Here is a 20,260-nt window from a genome sequence, read left to right on the forward strand (position 1 = left end):
AAAGAAATCAAACAAAAAAACTCCCACAAATGCGGGAGTTTAGTTTAACTATAGGTTTGAATGTTATCCTACCAATAACTTGTGAGATGGTGCAAATTTTGTCAAATTAATACCTTCCACAGCTTTAATATATTCTTCGATTGAAGGCGTTCTGCCTAAAATTGTTGACAAAACTACAACAGGAGTAGAAGATAAAAGAGACTCTCCTTTCTTCTCTGCTGAATCCTCAACAACCCTTCCTTGGAACAAACGAGTTGAAGTAGCCATAACCGTATCACCCTTAGAAGCTTTTTCTTGGTTACCCATACATAGATTACAACCAGGACGTTCTAAATACAACATATTTTCATATTCTGTACGTGCTACTGCTTTTGGATTATTATCATCAAATTCAAAGCCAGAATATTTTTGTAACACTTCCCAATCTCCCTCTGCTTTTAATTCATCTACAATATTATAGGTTGGAGGAGCAACAACTAGTGGCGCTTTAAATTCAACTTTACCATTTTGCTTTTCAATATTCTTAAGCATTTGGGCTAAGATTTTCATATCACCTTTGTGCACCATACATGAACCGATGAATCCTAAATCTACTTTTTTATCGCCACCATAAAAAGAAAGCGGACGAATAGTATCGTGAGTATAACGTTTAGATACATCTTTATTATTTACATCAGGATCTGCAATCATTGGTTCGCTAATCAAATCCAAATCAACTTCAACTTCTGCATAATATTTAGCATTTGCATCTGGTTTAAGTGCTGGTTGCTCACCTGAACGAATTTCAGCAATTCGTTTATTTGCCTTATCAATCAACCCTTGTAATACTTTTTTGCCATTATCCATTCCTTTATCAATCATGATTTGGATTCTAGATTTAGCAATTTCTAATGATTCTATTAAAGTTTCATCTTCCGAAATACAGATAGATGCTTTTGCTTTCATTTCAGCCGTCCAGTCAGTAAAAGTAAATGCTTGGTCTGCTGTTAATGTACCAATATGCACTTCGATAATTCTACCTTGGAAAACATTTTCACCCCCAAACTTTTGTAACATTTGAGCTTGAGTAGCATGAACAACATCACGGAAATCCATGTAGCTTTTCATTTCTCCTTTAAAAGTTACCTTTACAGAATCTGGAATTGGCATTGAAGCTTCACCTGTAGCAAGAGCCAAAGCTACTGTTCCTGAATCTGCTCCAAACGCAACACCTTTAGACATTCTAGTATGTGAATCACCACCAATGATAATAGCTCTATCATCTACAGTGATATCGTTTAGTACTTTATGGATAACATCTGTCATTGCATGATATACTCCTTTAGGATCACGAGCTGTAATTAAACCAAAATCATTCATAAACTGCATCAATTTTGGAATATTGGCTTGTGCTTTTTTATCCCAAACCGAAGCAGTATGACATCCCGATTGATAAGCACCATCAACAATAGGAGAAATAACAGTTGCAGCCATTGATTCTAATTCTTGTGCAGTCATTAAACCTGTTGTATCTTGAGAACCAACAATATTTACTGTAACACGCACATCAGAACCAGCATGTAAAACTTTTCCAGGAGTTGTTCCAACAGCATTTCTATTAAAAATTTTTTCAACAGCAGTTAAACCTTGTCCTTCATGGCTAATTTCTTTTGATGGAGCAAAAACAAGTGGTGTATCAATTCCTAATGTTTTTGCTGCAAAAGTTTGAATTTTTTTACCAAAAACAATTGCATATGAACCACCAGCTTTGATGAATTCCATTTTTTGTGGTGTAAAAGCTTTTGAAATATCAATCAATTCTTTTTCACCATTGTATAACTTTTTAGTTTTTGTATTAATAGTCAAAACAGTTCCTGTTGCAACCGAATAAACTTGCTCTAAAACTGGCTCACCATTTGCATCACGAACAATTTCTCCATTTGAATCTGTTTTTTTAACCCAGTTTTTCAAATCTATTCCAATACCACCTGTAACGTCAACTGTAGTAAGGAAAATTGGAGATATACCATTAGTTCCACCAACAATTGGTGCAAAATTTACAAAAGGAATATAAGGACTTGCTTGTTTTCCTGTCCAAAGCGCTACATTGTTTACTCCTGACATTCTAGAAGAACCAACACCCATTGTCCCTTTTTCCGCAATTAACATTACACTTTTATCAGGATGTTGTGCCTGAAGTGCTTTTATTTCCTCTTGAGCTTGAGGTGTAATCATACATTTACCATGTAATTCACGGTCAGAACGAGAATGCGCTTGATTTCCTGGTGAAAGCAAATCTGTAGAAATATCTCCTTCTCCAGCAATGAATGTAACTACTTTTATTTCTTCAGCAACTTCAGGTAGTTTTGTAAAAAACTCAGCTTTTGCATAACTCTCTAAAATATCTTTTGCAATTGCATTACCGTTTTGATAAGCTTCTTTTAATCGATCAGTATCAGCCTCATATAAATAAACTTGTGTTTTTAATACATCAGCTGCTTCTTTTGCAATAGTAATATCATTTCCTAAAGCTAAATCTAATAGCACCCCAATTGATGGACCGCCTTTCATGTGCGACAATAGTTCTAAAGCAAAAGCAGGTGAAATTTCATTTACTACAGCTTGTCCTAAAATTATTTCTTTTAAAAATTTTGCTTTTACAACAGCTGCACTCGTAGTTCCAGGCAACGTATTATAAATAAAGAATTTTAAAGAATCTTCTCTATTCACGTTGTTAACATCTTTGATTTGCGCAATGATTTCACTTAATAATTCAGCATTATCAATTGGCTTAGGATGAAGACCTTGACCTTTACGCTCTTCGATTTCTTTAATGTACTCGTTATAAAGTTTCATTTCAATATCTAATGACATAATATAAATATGTTTAATTTGTTTGTTAGTTTTTCAATAGCCACAAATTTAAGAAATCTTAATGAGATTTAAAAATTTTTAATAAATCGAGTGATTAAAAGAATTATTATTTAAAAAGATTCTATTTTGTTACCAATATTTCAACAAATAACTTTAAAAGACATTTTTTTTGAATAATTCGTAATTTAAAAACAAACTATTGCTAAATTAGCAAAAAAGCGTATTCAATTTTAATATACTAATAATTCAAATACAAAATTTTAAATTCTATCTCTTAGATTCATCATTGGTTTTTCGTAAAAACGATTTAAAATGTAAGCCATTAAAAATGTAATTATTAAATAAGAAATTGTAAAAAAATGCCTTTGAAATGAAGTCATCAATGTAGTATCTACAAAGTATTTCATCAATTGCAAAATTATACTATAATGAATTAAATATATTGAGTAGGAAATTTTACTAACAAACTCAATTGGATTTTTTAGAAAAGAATTTGATAATTTCCATTCTGAAAAAAATGGAAAAAAGAAAGCAAAGCCTAAAGAAGTAAGTGGTAAATATATTACATTCCAAAAAAAAGGGCTTTGTTCAATCCTCAAATTTGAAGATGTAATTCCGAAAAGCAAAAAGAAAAATATTCCAATTCCAAAAAAAACAAAAAGTCCTTTATATTTTTTCCAAAAAGCTTCAAAATTAAAACGAATCCAAGCAACTATAACACCAAGCAAAATAGCATCAATTCTATAAATTACAACTGATTTTAAATTTGAATTCCAATCGGTTAAATTCGAAACCGTTTGTGTAGCATTAAAAACAACTTTAGCAAAAAAGAAAGCAATCAATAGCAGAAAAACTATAATTAAAAACCGTTTTGCGTTATTTTTAACAAACCCAAAAGTTCCAAAAAACAAAGCAAAAGGCAATAAAAGATAAGCAAATTCTTCAACAGACAAACTCCATGATTCAGGAAAAAAAAATGGTGATTTACTTATAAAATTCTGCATGAAAATAAAATACAGACCCATATTTTCTAACTGATAACCAATAAAAAATGCAATAAAAATATTAGCAATTAAAACCAAATAATAGTTTGGCAATGTTCGAAACCACCTCCGCTTTAAAAAAAGAAAAACAGATTGCAATGTAAACGAATCTGAAACATAGGATTGATATAAAATAGAACCTATAAGAAAACCACTCAAAACAAAAAAAAGTTCTACTCCCCAAAATCCGAAAAGTTCCAGTAATTTGATGATAAAATTATTGCTTTTTGGATAAATCCAAAGTACATGCGAACTCACAACCATCAAAATAGCAGTAGCTCTAAACACATCTAAACCAAAAATTCTGTTTTGTGAATTTATCATCAAATAGTTTGAATTGATCTATAAAAGTAATAAAAAAAGCTGTTTAAAACAGCTTTTTAATAATATCTTCTTCCGAAATTCCCTCAGCATCAGCTTTGTAATTCTTTACAATTCTATGACGCAGAATTCCAGTTGCAACTGCCTGAACATCTTCTATATCTGGAGAAAACTTTCCATTAAAAGCAGCATTGGTTTTAGCGGCTAAAATTAAATTCTGAGAAGCCCTTGGACCTGCACCCCAATCGATATAAGTTTTTACATATTCATTTGACAATGAATTATCTGGACGCGTTTTACTTACCAATGAAACTGCATATTCTATAACATTATCTGCTACAGGAATTTTACGAATTACATTTTGAAAATCAATAATCTCATGTGCTGAAAACAACGGATTAACAACAGGTTTTAAATTAGAGGTGGTTGCTTTTACCACATCAACTTCTTCTTGAAAACTTGGATAATCTAGCTTAATTGCAAACATAAAACGGTCTAATTGAGCTTCCGGCAACGGATAAGTTCCTTCTTGTTCAATTGGATTTTGAGTTGCCAAAACAAAATAAGGTAAATCTAACTTATAATGATGACCCGCAACTGTTACTGCACGTTCTTGCATGGCTTCTAATAAAGCTGCTTGTGTTTTTGGTGGCGTTCTATTAATTTCGTCAGCCAAGATAATATTTGAGAATATTGGCCCTTTAATAAACTTAAAATGACGGCTTTCATCTAAAATTTCACTTCCTAAAATATCTGAAGGCATTAAATCTGGGGTAAATTGAATTCGTTTAAAATCTAACCCTAAAGCTTGAGAAATTGTATTCACCATTAATGTTTTGGCTAATCCAGGAACACCTACCAATAAAGCATGTCCTCCAGAAAATATACTCAAAATAATTTGATGAACAACTTCATCTTGACCCACAATTACTTTAGCAATTTCTTGTTTTAATGCTTTTTGTTTTTGAACTAATTCTTGAATGGCTACTACGTCTGACATATTGATTTTAGAATTTAGAAAATTGAATTTAATTATGAAACGTCTAAAATAATAAAAAACCCTCTGAAAATTCAAAGGGTCAGTTAATTTATTTTTTCAACCAGTTATTTGTGAATTCACAATCTTTATACTCGTCGTTAATTTTGATATATGTTTCTTTAATTTTTTCTTCAGTCCACTTTGCAATTTCTTTGATTTGTTTATCGCGAAGTGCTAATTCTTTAATTTTAATATAATCTTTAGAAAAATCTGCTTGGTGCTCTTCAAATCTATTATTTACAGTAACTATTTTATAAAATTTACCACCACCACGCTCTTCTTCTAAAATTGGTAAAGAAACTTCTCCATCTTTTAATTCAGAAACTTGTGCATACAATGTAGGATCCATTTTTGTTAATTCAAAACGTGGTTCCATTGTTCTTGGATTTAATAAAACACCTCCATTATTACGTGTTTCTTTTTCATCCGAGGAAGATTTTGCAGCATCTGCAAACGTAATTTCTTTATTAATAATTTTTGTTCTAATAGTTTCAATTTTAGCTTTAGCATCTTTAATTGCTTGTGAAGAAACTTTTGGTGAAATTAAAATATGACGCAATTCCACCTCTTGTCCTTTAATTTTTTCTACCATAATAATATGATAACCAAACTCTGTCTCAAAAGGAGCAGAAATTTCACCTTCAGCTAAACTAAATGCAACATCTTTAAACTCTTTCACAAAAGCTGTTTTTCTGTTCATTTTATAAAACCCTCCATTTGAGCTTGAGCCCGGATCTTCTGAAAACAAAACTGCCTTACTGAAGAAACTAGAACCTGTTATGACATCTTGACGAATTTCATTCAATTTATCGATAACTCTTTTCTTTTCTTCTTCTGTGATTACAGGTTTTACTACTATTTGAGCTACTTCCATTTCAGCACCAAAAGTAGGAATTTCATCAGCAGGAATTGCTTTAAAGAAATTTCTAACTTCCTCTGGTGTTATGGTAACTTCGTCAACAATCTTTTTTTGCATTTGAGATGTTAACTTGTTCATTTTAATAATATCAAAAAAGTAACTTCTAAAGTCTTCTTCAGATTTCTTTTTATAGAATTTAATTACTTTATCTAACGAGCCTACTTGTTCAATCATAGCATCTAATTGCTCATTCATGTAGCTATTAACCTCTGCGTCTGTTACAACAATACTATCCTGAATTGCTTGGTGAGCATATAATTTATCTTCTAACTGTTTTCCAAAAAGTTCGCAACGTGTAATATCTTTAGTATCTACTCCTTGAGCTTTTAATTGAATATATTCTAAATCAATATCAGAATCTAATACAATATAATCGCCAACTACCGCAATAACACCGTCAACTTTTTCTTTCTTCTGAGCAAATGTTATTGATGTGGCTACTAAAAATAGGCTTAAAAGGAACTCTTTATTTATAAATTTCATACTTTTTGTCATTGATTGCGTCATTGGTAATCTCTTTTTCTATTGTATTTACTAATTCTAATTTTCTATTATTGATAATAATTTGTTTTATTGTTGGCTTTAAAAACTCTAACGGAGTTGGGCTATCCTTTGGTAAAACTTTATTCACTTTAACAAGCCAAACTGTTGTAGAATCAGGATATTGAAAATTAATCCCTCCTGAAATATACTTTTGTTTGTTCTCTATATTAATGAAGGGTAATTTTTCATATACCTGATTAATATCAACCCAAATAGAGTCGTTAAAAGCATAACTTTTAAATTGAACGGCTAACTGTTCAAGCTCTTTCTTATCTTTTTTGGTAAAGGAACTAAACTTTGATTTAATTTTTGCAAATTTTGGATTTTCTTTAACTAAATTGATGTATCTCATTTTTACCAATTCGGAAGCATTTTTGAAATATTGCTTATTTTTAGAATAATAATCTGCAATTTGCAATTCAGTTACAACTGTGTCTATTTGCCTGATGACTAATTCTTCTACATAAGCTTTTGTATATAAATCTACTTTATATTGATCAATTAACTCATTAAACTCTTCAACTTTTGCATTACTTAAGTTTCGTTCAGCTGCTTCAAAAAGTAATTTCTGTGTAGCCCATCTATCAATAAATGATTTTACAATAGCTATACTATCTTTTTTAGAAGTTGCTTTTGGTACCAAATCTACTATATCCTCTTGATACAAATAACTTTTTCCTACACGCGCAATCGCTTTTGGTTCCTTTGGTGCACTAAAATAGTCGCACGAAGAAACCAGTAATGAAAAGAAAAATAGTTGTATCAAAAATTTCATACTATTGCTGAAGCTGTTTTTTTACGGTTTGAAAAATGTCTTGATTAATTTTTATATCAAACTCTTTTTTCAGTTCATCAACCCAATTATTTTCTAAATACTGTTGATAATCGCTGATTACTTTTCCTTTACAATCATTGAAGTCTTTTGGACCTGCTTCTTTTACATCTAAAACATTTACTACAAAGTAATATTTATCTTTAGAAACGATAGTTGCAACTCCTTTAGGCAAGTTCTGATATTGTGGTAAAATATCATAATCTTCTTCAAAAAGACCCGATTTTACCATAATATGAATCTTACCGTCTTTATTCAATTTTTCCTTGATGTATTCAACAGATTTAACTTTTTTTAAGAAATTTTGTGCTTTTTCAATGATTGCTTTATCTGTTGATGAGAATATATCTACACCATATCTTTTCTTCCATTGATATTTACTCAAGTTTTCTTTATAAAACACCTTAATTCCTGTAGTATCCGTTTTAGCTCTTGTCCAAATTTCTCTATCCATCAAATCAAACAATAACAATCCATCACGATATTCGTCCATTACGTTTTTGAAGTCAGGGAATTCATTTTCTAAATTATCATTATAGTATGCAATTAGCTGTTCATCAATAAATTTTTCAAATAACTCATCAACTAATTTAGAAATAGGTTTGGTTTTAATATTTGATTTTTGTTGTGTATGAATATATTTTAAAAAAATGATTGAATATACTTTTTTGGTTTTGTTAATTGTTAAAAGTAAATCGTTAATCTCTTTTTTGTTTTGAGGAATTTCCCAAGTTTGGGAATAAAAATCATCTGTAACCAACGTTTTTATTTGGTTTAATAATTTTTGATCTTTTGTATAAGTGTATTTCGTTCTTAATTTTTTAGCCAAAGAATTTGTGATTAATAACGATCGTTCGTCTTTTCTTACTTTATCCTCTAGTTCAGATTTCATATCAGCTAGGGCTTGAACTGGATGCTTATCTATTAGTTTTACTATATGCCAACCAAATTGAGATTGAAATGGTTTTGAAATATCATTCTTATTTTGAAGCGAAAAAGCAACATTTTCAAATTCTTCAGAACTTAATTGCCCAGAACCAAAACGCTGCAAAAGACCTCCTTTTTGAGCAGAAGATTTGTCTTCGGAAAATTGACTTGCTAAACTTTCAAAACCTTCACCTTGTTGAATTTTTTGATAAATATCATCGATTGTTTGTTTAGCCTTAGCCTCTAATTGGGCATCTGCTGTCGAAGGTTTTAATATCATTATATGAGCAACTGTAACTTCTCCTCTATTATCTCTTTTGTCAACCACTTTAACTAAATGATATCCAAAACGCGTTCTAAAAGGCTTTGAAACTTGTCCGATATTGGTTTTGAAAGCCGCATTTTCAAATGGATACACCATTCTAAATGCAGAGAAATAACCTAAATCTCCATTATTTTCTTTTACAGAAGGATCCTCTGAAAACTGTTGGGCAACTTTTATAAAATCTTCACCGTTGTCAATCCTTTTTTTAATATCTAGAATTTTGTTGTATGCTTTAAGAGTATCTTCTGGAGCGGCACCTTCATCTACTAATACTAAAATATGTGAAGCTCTTACTTCTTTTTGGACTCTATTATAAGCTTCTTGAACTAATTCGTTAGTTACTTTTGAATCGTTTACGTAATTTTTAGAAAGTTGATTTCTATATGATTTTAATTCATTTTGATAATTAACACTATTTTGCAAACCTATTTTATTTGCTTTTTCAACTTTCAGTTTATATCCTAAAAATAACTCCAAATAATTATCAAGATTTTTCTGAGAATCATCTTTAACCAAATCAAGATTTTTATTATATACTCTAACAAACTCATCTGTATAATATGGATGGTTGTCAATTGTAAACAAAACTTCTTTGTTTTGCGCTAATAAAAAAGATTGTGACAGTAAAAAAACAAAAATAATCAGGCGATTCATTTTCATATTAATTAAACATTTATTGTTGTAATGGACAAAAATAGCAATTCATAAGTATTTAACAACATTTATAACCTACTATTAACAAAAAAAGCATCAATTTCTTGATGCTTTTTTAATTGAATTATAACGCTCTTACATTGCTGTAATAATAAATTCACTTCTTCTATTAGCTTGGTGCTCTTCTTCAGAACATTTAGACTCATTTGTTGGTTCGCAACCACAATCATTTACTAATTGTGATTCCCCATAACCTTTCCCTGTTAATCTATCTGCAGCAACACCGTTTTTAACTAACCAAGCAATAGTTGATTTTGCTCTTCTATCAGATAGCACTTGATTGTATTTTGCTGTTTGACGACAATCTGTATGTGAACGAACATCTACTTTCATAGTAGGATATTGTTTCATTACTTGCAGAATTTTTTCTAACTCTAATGCTGCATCAGGTCTGATATTTGATTTATCTAAATCAAAATAAATGATTTTAATATCAAATGCTTTCGCTAAATCTGAACCAACACCAACTTGTTTTACTCGTTTTGTGATTGGTAATTTTGCAGTAGTCTCTCCTGGCGCGCTTCCAGTTACTACAGAAGTTTCAACTGTTTCATAATCTTTACTTTCAGCTCTTACAAAATATGTTTTTTCGCACTCTAATCCTTCAAATCTATATTCCCCTTTTTCATTAGCAATCATATCGCTAATTACTTTCATATCTTCGTCAAATAAAGTTACTTTTGCATTTGCTAAAACTTCTTTCGTCTCTTCATCTGTAATAACCCCAGAAACTACTTGTTTACAATTGTATGGTAAAGGAATTTGTTCAACAAATTTGTAAATATCATCGTTTCCTTTTCCCCCTTCTCTATTTGATGAGAAAAATCCGAATTTTGTTTTTGAGTCAAAAAGGTAAGCAAAATCATCTTGTGGACTATTTACTGGAGAACCAACATTGAATACTTTTGACATAGTTCCGTCTTCATAAATTTTTACAGAAAAAACGTCTAAACCTCCTAAACCTAACTGTCCATCAGAAGCAAAAAATATCTCATTTTCATCTGTTACAAAAGGAAATGTTTCACGTGCTTCAGTGTTAATACCTCCACCTAAACTTTCTGGAGTTCCAAAAGAACCATCTGTATTTACTGCAACTTTAAAAATATCTGATTGACCAACAGTTCCAGGCATATTAGATGCAAAATATAACGTTTTATCATCTGGGCTTAAAGCTGGATGCGCACAACTATACTCATTACTATTAAATGGTAATTCTTCTACATTTGTCCATTCTCCACCATCTCCTTTAGTAGCTTTGTACAATTTCAACAAGGTAGTTTTTGTAGCATCGGTTCTTTGTTTTCCGTTAGTGTAATTATTACGTGTAAAATACATCGTATTTCCATCTTTTGTAAACACTGCAGAAGATTCATTAAATTTAGAATTTACTTTTTTAGCTAAAGGCTCTGGATTAGTTAAATATCCTTCTGAGCTAACTGTAGCACTATATAAATTATAAAAAGAAGCATTAGTCCATTTATGTTTCATGTTTGAAACCCCACCTGTATCTCTTGCAGAAGTGAATACAAAATTTTCTTTGTAGAAAGAACCTCCATAGTCAGAATATTCAGAATTGATTCCTGCATCTTCAATTTTTTGTCTTCCCGAATTTTTCTTGATTTCTGACAAATAATCTTTATTTTCTTCGAAAATCTTTGCACGATTATCTGAAGCTGTTTTTTGAGAAAATTTAGCTAAATATTCATTTGCTTTTGAATAATCTCCAACCGATTTCAATGTTTGTGCATATCTGAAATAATATTCAGGCTCAACTTCTTGACCTAGCGCGAATAATTCTCCATACCATTTATTAGCTTCTAATAAATTTGCATTAAAATAATATGAGTTTCCTAACTTTTGAAATAAATCAACCGATTTATGTCCTTTTTCAGCAACCTTTTTATAGATTTCAATAGCATCAATATAAGCTAAATCATTAAATTTTTTATCTGCTGAAGCTAGTTTACCTTTTTGAGCAAATCCAGAAGAAATACCCAACACAAACAATAATAATATTACTTTTATTTTCATAATGTATCTTTTTTAGAAGAATCTTGGAGAAACTACTTTGTCATAATTTTTAAACAATTCATAGCGCAAGAAAATTTCATGTGAACCAGAATTGTAGTTTGCTAATTTAGTAACTTCCATATCATATCCATAACCAATAAACCAAGAATTTGAAACTTGAAAACCAGCTAATAAACTTGCTGCTGCATCCCAACGATAAGCTGCACCTAAAGTAAACTTATCATTAAATAAGAAATTAGCCGATAAATCAACTTGTAATGGTGCGCCTTGAACCATTTTAGTTAAAATTGCTGGTTTTAATTTAACATTCCCAGATAAATCAAAAACATGACCTGCAATTAAATAATAATGCATTCGCTCTGAAGCAACTGATTCTGAAGAAAAGGCAGATTCGTCTTTGTCAAAATGCTTAGTCTCTAAGAAATTAGGAACCGATAAACCAAAATATGTCTTATCAGAATGAAAGTAAACTCCAGCACCAACATTTGGAGAAAACTTATTATCAACATTATATTGCGCTAAAGCATCTCCTGGATTATAAATATTCAATTTTGTAAAATCTACATTTAAAAGGTTTGCTGTAGCTTTAATACCAAACGACAATTTAAACTTTTCTGATGTCTTAACAGAATAAGAAACATCTGCCGAGATTGAATTATCATCTGAAGGACCAATTCTATCATTAACTATTGAAAAGCCTAATCCAAAATTTGAGTTATTGATTGGAGTATTCAATGAGAATGTATTAGTTACTGGAGCTCCATCTAATCCAACCCATTGATTTCTATGCAATCCAAAAATACTTAAAACACCACGAGAACCAGCATAAGCAGGGTTGATATTAATAGTGTTATACATATAATTTGTGAATTGTGAATCTTGTTGTGCATATGATGATGCAGCGACAAGTGTTACAATAAATATTAAAAATCTTTTTTTCATTTTTTTCACTTTTTATAATTACTAAAAGGGGAATTGCTTCCCCTTAAAGCTTTTTATCTATTAATATATAAATATCCTGAACGTTCTTTATTGTTTCCTGCACTGTCTCTGTATTTCACTACATAGAAGTATGTTCCAACTGGTAATTCTGAAGCTTGACTAATTGTGACTCTTCCTTCTGAAATACCTACAAATGCACGTCCTTCAGCTGGATTATAGCTTGAAACTTCATAAACCAAGATTCCCCATCTGTTATAAATCTCAACCGTGTTATCTGGGAATAATTCAATATTTCTAATTACAAATACATCATTATCACTATCTCCATTTGGAGTAACTAAGTTAAAGATTTCTAAATCGTCTGTTGAAGGCGCATGATTATTAAACTCTAAATAATCTGGTGTACCATCTCCATCTGAATCAAATGCATCATCAGGATTACCATCACCATTTTCATCACCATGTTCATTTTCAGTTAATAATCCATCACCATCATCATCGATATCTCTATAATCAACATCTTCTGTACCATCTGTATCTTGAAGATCATCACTTGGTGTAACAAACACACCATTTGGATCATCATAACCAGTTGTTGTATCAACATTGTCATCTAAACCATCATTATCAGAATCTGTTCCAGCTAAGTCAACACCTGTCTCGTATTGATCATATACTCCATCTCCATCAGAATCTAAATCAAACATATCGTTTGTTCCATCTCCATCAGTATCTATAGGTGTTAATCCTGTATCATAAGCATCATCAATTCCATTATTATTAGCATCAACTCCAGAAGGAACTATATATCCAGCTGTTGTTTGAGCCTCAACGTTATCTGGAATTCCATCCCCATCTGAATCTTGATCTAAATAATTAGGCAAACCATCACCATCTGTATCAGTAGCTAAACCTTCATTATAAGCAATAATTCCATCATTATCATCATCTGCATCTAAATAATCAGGTGTACCATCACCATCTGTATCTTGTGCATCTGATGGATCTCCATCTCCGTTTGGATCTGGGTTTTCATCAGCTGTAGGAATACCATCGCCATCATCATCTACATCTAAGTAGTCTGGTGTACCGTCTCCATCTGTATCTTGAGCATCAGCTGGGTTTCCGTCTCCGTTTGGATCTGGATTCTCAAACTCTGTATCTACTAAGTCTCCATCGTCGTCTACATCTTGGAAATCATGAATTCCATCTCCATCTGTATCTTGAGGAATATAATCTGGACCCGCTCCATCAACACCACCTTCCGCTGTATCTGGCATACCATTAATTCCAACTGCCCCATCAACCATACCGTCATTATTAGTATCTGATTCTCCATGACCAGCTTCAAAAATATCATTCACTCCATCCCCATCTGCATCTATATCAAAACTATCAATTATTGCATCTCCATCCGTATCTAACAGAACATTTCCATTTTGTTCTTCAACATCAGTAATACCATCATTATCATCATCAATATCAGTAACATCATCTATTCCGTCTCCATCATTATCAGGTAAAACAACAACTGTTACAAAGGCATTATCACAATTTAAAGGGTTAGTTATCTCACAAATTGAATACTCAACAGAATAAGTTCCTGATGGAGTTCCTGGAGCAACAGTTATTGTACCATCTGCATTCAAGGTCAAGCCTGCAGGAACCGTTACTCCTGTCACTGTTACCTCACCTGGATTTGTTCCTACAACTACTAACGAACCATTTAAAGTATCATTTGCTGCAACTGTTGTAGTATTACCTCCATTAGTCGTGGTTATATTAATTGATGAAAAATCATCATCATTAGCTATAATAACTGGTGCTGAAACTGGTACTACTGATATTACTGTATCACAATTTAATGGATTAGTTACCTCACAAATTGTATATTCTACATTATAGTTACCCGCTGGAGTGTTTGCTGCAACTGTTACTGTACCATCTGCATTCAAAGTCAAGCCTGCTGGAACCGTTACTCCTGTTACTGTTACCTCGCTTGGGTTTGTACCTACAACTACTAACGAACCATTTAAAGTATCGTTACCTGTTAATGCTGCGGTTGTGCCTCCTGTTAATCCATTTACTGCAGCTGTAGTCTCTGTTACTGCATCAATAACTGGTGCTGAAACTGGTACTACTGATATTACTGTATCACAATTTAATGGATTCGTTACCTCACAAATTGTGTATTCTACATTATAGTTACCCGCTGGTGTATTCGCAGCAACTGTTACTGTACCATCGGCATTCAAAGTCAAGCCTGCTGGTACACTAACTGGAGTTACAGTAACCTCTCCTGGATTAGTACCTACAACTACTAACGAACCATTTAAAGTATCGTTACCTGTTAACGCTGCGGTTGTTCCTCCTGTTAATCCATTTACTGCAGCTGTAGTCTCTGTTACTGCATCAATAATATTAGTTATCGTTAAATCTGCAGAAGTTGATAAAACATTAGCACATACGAAATTTGATTCTGTTATTATTATTCTGTAATCATATCCATTATTTGCAAGAGTTACTGCGGTTAAAGTTAAAGTATTCGTAGTAGCTCCACTATAAATACCTCCGTTAACAACATTATTCCATGTAATTCCGCCATCTGTACTTTCTTGCCATTGATATATAGTTACACCAGAACCACCTGAAACAGCAACAGAGAATGTTGCTAAACCACCATTAGCAGTAGTTTGATTAGTTGGCTGTGTATTAATTGTACTCGCCAAGCCAGGAGAAACAACATTAATATATGATCCAGTATAACTAGCAGCAATAACAGTTCCGTTTGGATTTACAGCAGGGGATCCTACTCCATATACACCACCATCACCACCATCAGCAGTTGATAAATTATAATTTTCATTTGCATCTGAACAACCATCATCATCAGAATCTAAGTCTAAATGATTTGGAATTGCATCTCCATCTAAACTTGATTCATAAATATCTGGCAAACCATCACTATCTAAATCCGTATAATTTGTAACTGAACCATCTGCATTAGCTATATAAGTAGCAGAAGCACCTGTATTATCAGAAGTATCTAAGAAATTTGGAAGTCCATCACCGTCATGATCTCCATTTGGATCATTACCCCCAGCTTCAGTGACATCTAAAATACCATCATTATCATCATCTAAATCTAAATCATCTGTAACACCATCTCCATCAGTATCATTTAAACAAACCGCATATAATGGTGTAGCAATTGGAAAATTATTTTGATTCATATCAAAATCTTTCAAATAGCCACTATCAGCATAATTATCGAACTCTATTTGAGTAATATCGTTAAATTCATACATTACCCTACTAGGCGCTCCATTAGTCTCATTAACACTACCAGTTGCATTTAAGTCAGGAGGTGTATTATTAATCACCAAATTTGTTGGATCAGCTGTTGCTGTAAAACGAACTGAAGCACCACAATTAGTTGCTAATGACTCATTATTTGGTCCATCAATATCATTGATTACAAATCTATAATCATTGATAGGAACAGGTGTAATTCCATCTGCTTGCAAAAATGTAAATCTAATTCTGGATAAATTTGCTGGAATTCCTGGACCTGCAGGATTAGAAGTATATCTTATATTATCCAAATTCTGCGTAAATGCACCTGTGCCAGGTCCAGCAACAACTTGGGCTCTAACTCGAGCTAATGTCGGAATTGTTGCCGAAGTAGCACTAAATAATGCATTTGCTGAATTGTTCCCAGAAATAACACCTGTTATAGTAACATTCTCAAAATTTTGAGAAAAAACATTAACAGATGCCAATAAAACAAATAACATCATCAATGACATTATCTGTTTTTTTAAAGATTTTTTCAAGTTTAAAAAATCAATTAGTAAAGGATTGTTCATAATCTATATTTAATAGTTATTTTTTGTATATAATTACAAATTTTTTAAATCTTAAGACCGTAGGGGTTCGTTAAAATAAAAACTAATTTGAAATTAAATTAACCGAGCAAAACTATTAAGTTTTTTTTAAGATATTTGCATACGACAGCAACAAATACTTGTAGAATAATTACTACAATGTAATTCGTCGGAATAAAAATGCTTTTCGTCGGATTAAATTAAAAAAAATACTTTTGAACAGATTTTGGTTTTTACTTCTCGTATTCCAATTTGGTTTTTCACAACAGAATTACCATGAGGAATGGTATTCTGCAGATACTGAACACTTGCCTCAAAATTCCGTTAAAAGTATTGCGCCTGATAAGTATGGATTCGTTTGGATGACTACAGAAAATGGATTAGTAAGATTTGATGGCTCAAACTTTAAAACTTTTAACAGTAATACAACAGGAAACATTTCTAATAGATTTTTATACTTGAGCGGTAATGCGGTTGAAGATTCATTACAAACATTCACTGAAGGTTATGCTGACAATATTATTATTAATAAAAGAAAAGCTACAAAAATAAAAGACAACAATAATACGCCTTTTGATGAGTATCAAAATTTAAGATTTTATTTAAATAATAATAGCAAACAAAAATTTGATTTTTTACATTGTAAAATTAAAACCCAAAATGGAGATTACTATAAAATTGAACAAAATAAAATCATTTTATTCAATAAAAAAAACAAGATAAAAAAGGAAATAAATCATCAATATAAAGCTAATACAGACTATTTTTTATTGAACAACGAGCTTATTTGGTTAAATAATAATGGCGACTATGCTACTTTTGACAATAGCGAGAAAAAAAATAAAATTTCCACAAAGAATAATTCTAAAATGATTTATAATCATTTAACTCAACAATATTTTGTTTGTACTAACAATGAAATTTTTATTTTAAAAAAAGCAACTAATAAACTTTACCTTTCACTATTACATCATGTAAGTATTCCACGTCAATATACTATAAAGTGCTTATTTTATGATATTAAGAGTAATAAACTATTTATTGGAACTGACAATAAAGGACTTGGAATAATATCTTTAAACAAGTTTAGTATTCTTAATAACTTTAAAAATATTGAAAATTATTATTATTCAATAATTCCAATTTCCAAAGAAAGCTTCATTACTGCTAAAGGTGAAATTTTTAGTGTAAATAAATTAATTGCTGATTTAAAACTTAACACCAATGGATATCAATTTGGAATTACTATAGACAAGCAGAAAAATATTTGGATTCAGAACAATACAACTCTTACTTGTTTTTTTAAAAGTACAAATTACAAAACTTCAACAAAGCACGAGTTTAAAGCAACTATTAATAGTATATTTTGCGATTCAAAAAATAAAATTTGGATAGGCTTTAGGAAAGAAGGAAAAATGAAAGTTTCTGTGGCTACAATAAACGCTAGCGAACCTAATTCAAAACCAAATTATATAAAAGATTTAGATGAAGCCGTTAATTATTTTGCAGAAAATAAAGATTATAATATATTAATGGCATCTCCTGGCAACCTAATTATTTATGACGTAATAAAACAAAAAACAAAAAAAATACCCTGTGACAAAAACGACATAAGAAGCATTTTTATCAGTAAAGACAATACTATTTGGATATGTACATACAGTAACGGTTTTAGCTTATTTAAAAGCAATAAGTTTTATAAAATGCCTATTGATAACTATTCTTATTTAACATCTGCTCATTGTATTAATGAAGATTTAAAGGGGCATTTTTGGATAAGTACTAACAAAGGATTAATAGAAGTTGACAAAAAAAGTCTATTAGCATACTATAAAGATAAATCTCCTGTTTACTATCATCATTATGATTCAAAAAATGGCTTTTCAACCAATGAATTCAATGGAGGCTGTCAACCGTGTAGTGCCAAATTAGAAAACGGTTATTTTATATATCCAAGTTTAAATGGTTTAGTAGCATTTCATCCAGATAAAGTAAACAAGATATTGCCTACTAATAATTTTTACTTAAATGAAATTGAATTGGACGGAAAAACAAGTTTCTTCAATGATACATTGTTTCTAAATAGAAATTTTAATCGAGTAAAATTTAAAATTGATTTTCCTTACTTTGGAAATCATGACAATATTTATTTTGAAGCAAAACTAGACCTTAATAAAAATGATAAATGGATTCATCTAAATGATGAAAAGGAAATTAGTTTCACAAATATTCCTCCTGGAACACATACTTTATATGTAAGAAAACTAAAACCTTTTTCGTCATCATATGAGATCGAAAAAATAATCGTTAATATTCCTTTTCTTTTTTATGAAAAACTATGGTTTAAAATATTTTTAGTCATAATAATAGCCTCCTTTTTAATTATTGGTATACGTCTACGTTATAATTTTATAAAAAAGAAAAACGACGCTCTAGAACAAATAATAAATGAAAGAACAGCAGATTTAATTAGCACTGTTACCAATTTAAAAGCAGCAAAAAACAATCTTTCTCAAGAAGTTTTACAACAAAAAAAGCTGATTGGAACCATCAGTCACGACATTAAGAGTCCTCTTAAATTTTTATCCATTACTGCTAAACATCTACATGAAAAATCGCTAATTTCAAACGATGATAACATAAAAGACAATGCAAAGATTATGCACGAATCCGCAAATCAACTTTATCGATTTGTTGAAAACCTTGTTGATTATTCAAAAATTTTTATTGAACATAAAAACATAAACGAATTAAAAAAAGAATCTATTGACAGCATAATTTACGACAAAATTAAACTATTCAAAAATATAGCTGAAGGAAATGCTATAGTTATAACTTACAAGAACTTTGCATCTTCTCAAATTAATTTAAACAAAAAAATCATAGGAATCATTATTCACAATTTGTTAGACAATGCAATTAAAAACACAGTCATTGGAAGTATAACAATTGAAACAAACCTAATTAAAAATAAAATTTACATCAGTGTAGAAGATACTGGATGTGGAATGCCTGATGAAATAAAAAATTACTACTTAAATCTTCAAAAAAACTTTGAAACAGATAAACTTGCAATTCAAAACTATGGCTTAGGATTACATATGGTTTTAGAACTTTTGCGTTTATTAAAAGGAGATTTAAAAATCTATTCTAAAGAAAATGAAGGCACTAAAGTTACAATAATAATAGATGATAATTAAACATGTAAATTATATTTTTCTATTAATTCAACAAGATTATTAATTTTTAACTTTTCAAAAATTCTGTTTTTATATGTACTCACAGTCGACATTTGGATGCCTAAATTATTAGAAATCTCAAGATTACCATCACCTCTTACCAATAATTTTGCAATTTCTATTTCTCTATTTGATAACTTATCAAAAGGATTTATGGGCTCGTTATTTACCTGACTATTGTTTAATTTATCAATTATTTCATCGGTTAAATACTTACCATAATCTATAATAGAATTAACCGCTTCAACAATTTTATCTTCACCACTTAGCTTATTTAAATAACCATCTGCACCTGCATAAATATATCTTAAAGCATAAAACTCTTCTTCATGAGCCGAAAACATAAGGATCTTAACATTAGGCAAAAATGATCTTATCTCCCCAATCATTTCAGTATTTTTTCCTCCAGGAATATTAATGTCTAGAATAATTAAATCTAATTGTTCTACTTTAATTTTTTGTAAAGTTTCAGAATAATTACAAGCATATGAAATTTCTAAATTTGAAATTTCACTATTCAAAATAATTGAAACACCAGCCTTTACAACTAAGTGATCATCAACAATTAATATTTTATATTTCATGGGGGATAAAATTTAAAGTGCTAAAATAATAAATAAATGATAGAATAAAATGTTATTTATA

General features: G+C 30.6%; 11 protein-coding genes. 1 reads left to right on the top strand and 10 read right to left on the bottom strand.

Going from position 1 to position 20,260, the window contains the following annotated elements:
• Positions 1-63: 63 nt before the first annotated feature.
• From VK164_RS06920 to VK164_RS06960, 9 genes are all read right to left on the bottom strand, one after another.
• Positions 64-2,835, bottom strand: a complete 2,772-nt coding sequence (locus VK164_RS06920) for a bifunctional aconitate hydratase 2/2-methylisocitrate dehydratase (RefSeq protein ID WP_324208843.1) — start codon at positions 2,833-2,835, stop codon at positions 64-66.
• A 278-nt stretch (positions 2,836-3,113) separates the two neighbouring features.
• The gene (locus VK164_RS06925) at positions 3,114-4,220 is read right to left on the bottom strand and encodes an acyltransferase (RefSeq protein WP_324208655.1); all 1,107 of its coding nucleotides are present in this window, start codon (positions 4,218-4,220) and stop codon (positions 3,114-3,116) included.
• A 43-nt stretch (positions 4,221-4,263) separates the two neighbouring features.
• The gene (locus VK164_RS06930) at positions 4,264-5,217 is read right to left on the bottom strand and encodes a MoxR family ATPase (RefSeq protein WP_324208656.1); all 954 of its coding nucleotides are present in this window, start codon (positions 5,215-5,217) and stop codon (positions 4,264-4,266) included.
• Positions 5,218-5,305: 88 nt separating this feature from the next.
• The gene (locus VK164_RS06935) at positions 5,306-6,658 is read right to left on the bottom strand and encodes a peptidylprolyl isomerase (RefSeq protein ID WP_324208657.1); all 1,353 of its coding nucleotides are present in this window, start codon (positions 6,656-6,658) and stop codon (positions 5,306-5,308) included.
• Complete coding sequence (locus tag VK164_RS06940; protein ID WP_414655544.1) at positions 6,642-7,484, bottom strand: hypothetical protein; 843 nt, start codon at positions 7,482-7,484, stop codon at positions 6,642-6,644. Before VK164_RS06940 ends, VK164_RS06935 begins: the two co-directional genes overlap by 17 nt.
• 10 nt (positions 7,485-7,494) lie before the next feature.
• Positions 7,495-9,462, bottom strand: coding sequence for a peptidylprolyl isomerase (locus tag VK164_RS06945; protein ID WP_324208659.1), 1,968 nt, complete (start codon positions 9,460-9,462; stop codon positions 7,495-7,497).
• Between the two features lie 129 nt (positions 9,463-9,591).
• A complete protein-coding gene (locus tag VK164_RS06950) occupies positions 9,592-11,547 on the bottom strand; it encodes an OmpA family protein (RefSeq protein WP_324208660.1) in 1,956 nt (651 codons plus the stop codon).
• A 12-nt stretch (positions 11,548-11,559) separates the two neighbouring features.
• Complete coding sequence (locus VK164_RS06955; protein WP_324208661.1) at positions 11,560-12,489, bottom strand: type IX secretion system membrane protein PorP/SprF; 930 nt, start codon at positions 12,487-12,489, stop codon at positions 11,560-11,562.
• 53 nt (positions 12,490-12,542) lie between these two features.
• The gene (locus tag VK164_RS06960) at positions 12,543-16,298 is read right to left on the bottom strand and encodes a gliding motility-associated C-terminal domain-containing protein (protein WP_324208662.1); all 3,756 of its coding nucleotides are present in this window, start codon (positions 16,296-16,298) and stop codon (positions 12,543-12,545) included.
• A 293-nt stretch (positions 16,299-16,591) separates the two neighbouring features.
• Between VK164_RS06960 and VK164_RS06965 the strand changes: the two genes are divergently transcribed.
• Positions 16,592-19,576: a sensor histidine kinase gene (locus VK164_RS06965; protein ID WP_324208663.1), complete on the top strand. Its 2,985-nt coding sequence runs from the start codon at positions 16,592-16,594 to the stop codon at positions 19,574-19,576.
• On the opposite strand, the gene VK164_RS06970 is transcribed toward VK164_RS06965, so the two are convergent.
• The gene (locus VK164_RS06970) at positions 19,573-20,199 is read right to left on the bottom strand and encodes a response regulator transcription factor (protein WP_324208664.1); all 627 of its coding nucleotides are present in this window, start codon (positions 20,197-20,199) and stop codon (positions 19,573-19,575) included. The genes VK164_RS06965 and VK164_RS06970 overlap by 4 nt on opposite strands.
• Positions 20,200-20,260: the final 61 nt, after the last annotated feature.

The sequence above is a fragment of the Flavobacterium sp. genome (genome assembly GCF_035299005.1).
Lineage (GTDB): Bacteria > Bacteroidota > Bacteroidia > Flavobacteriales > Flavobacteriaceae > Flavobacterium.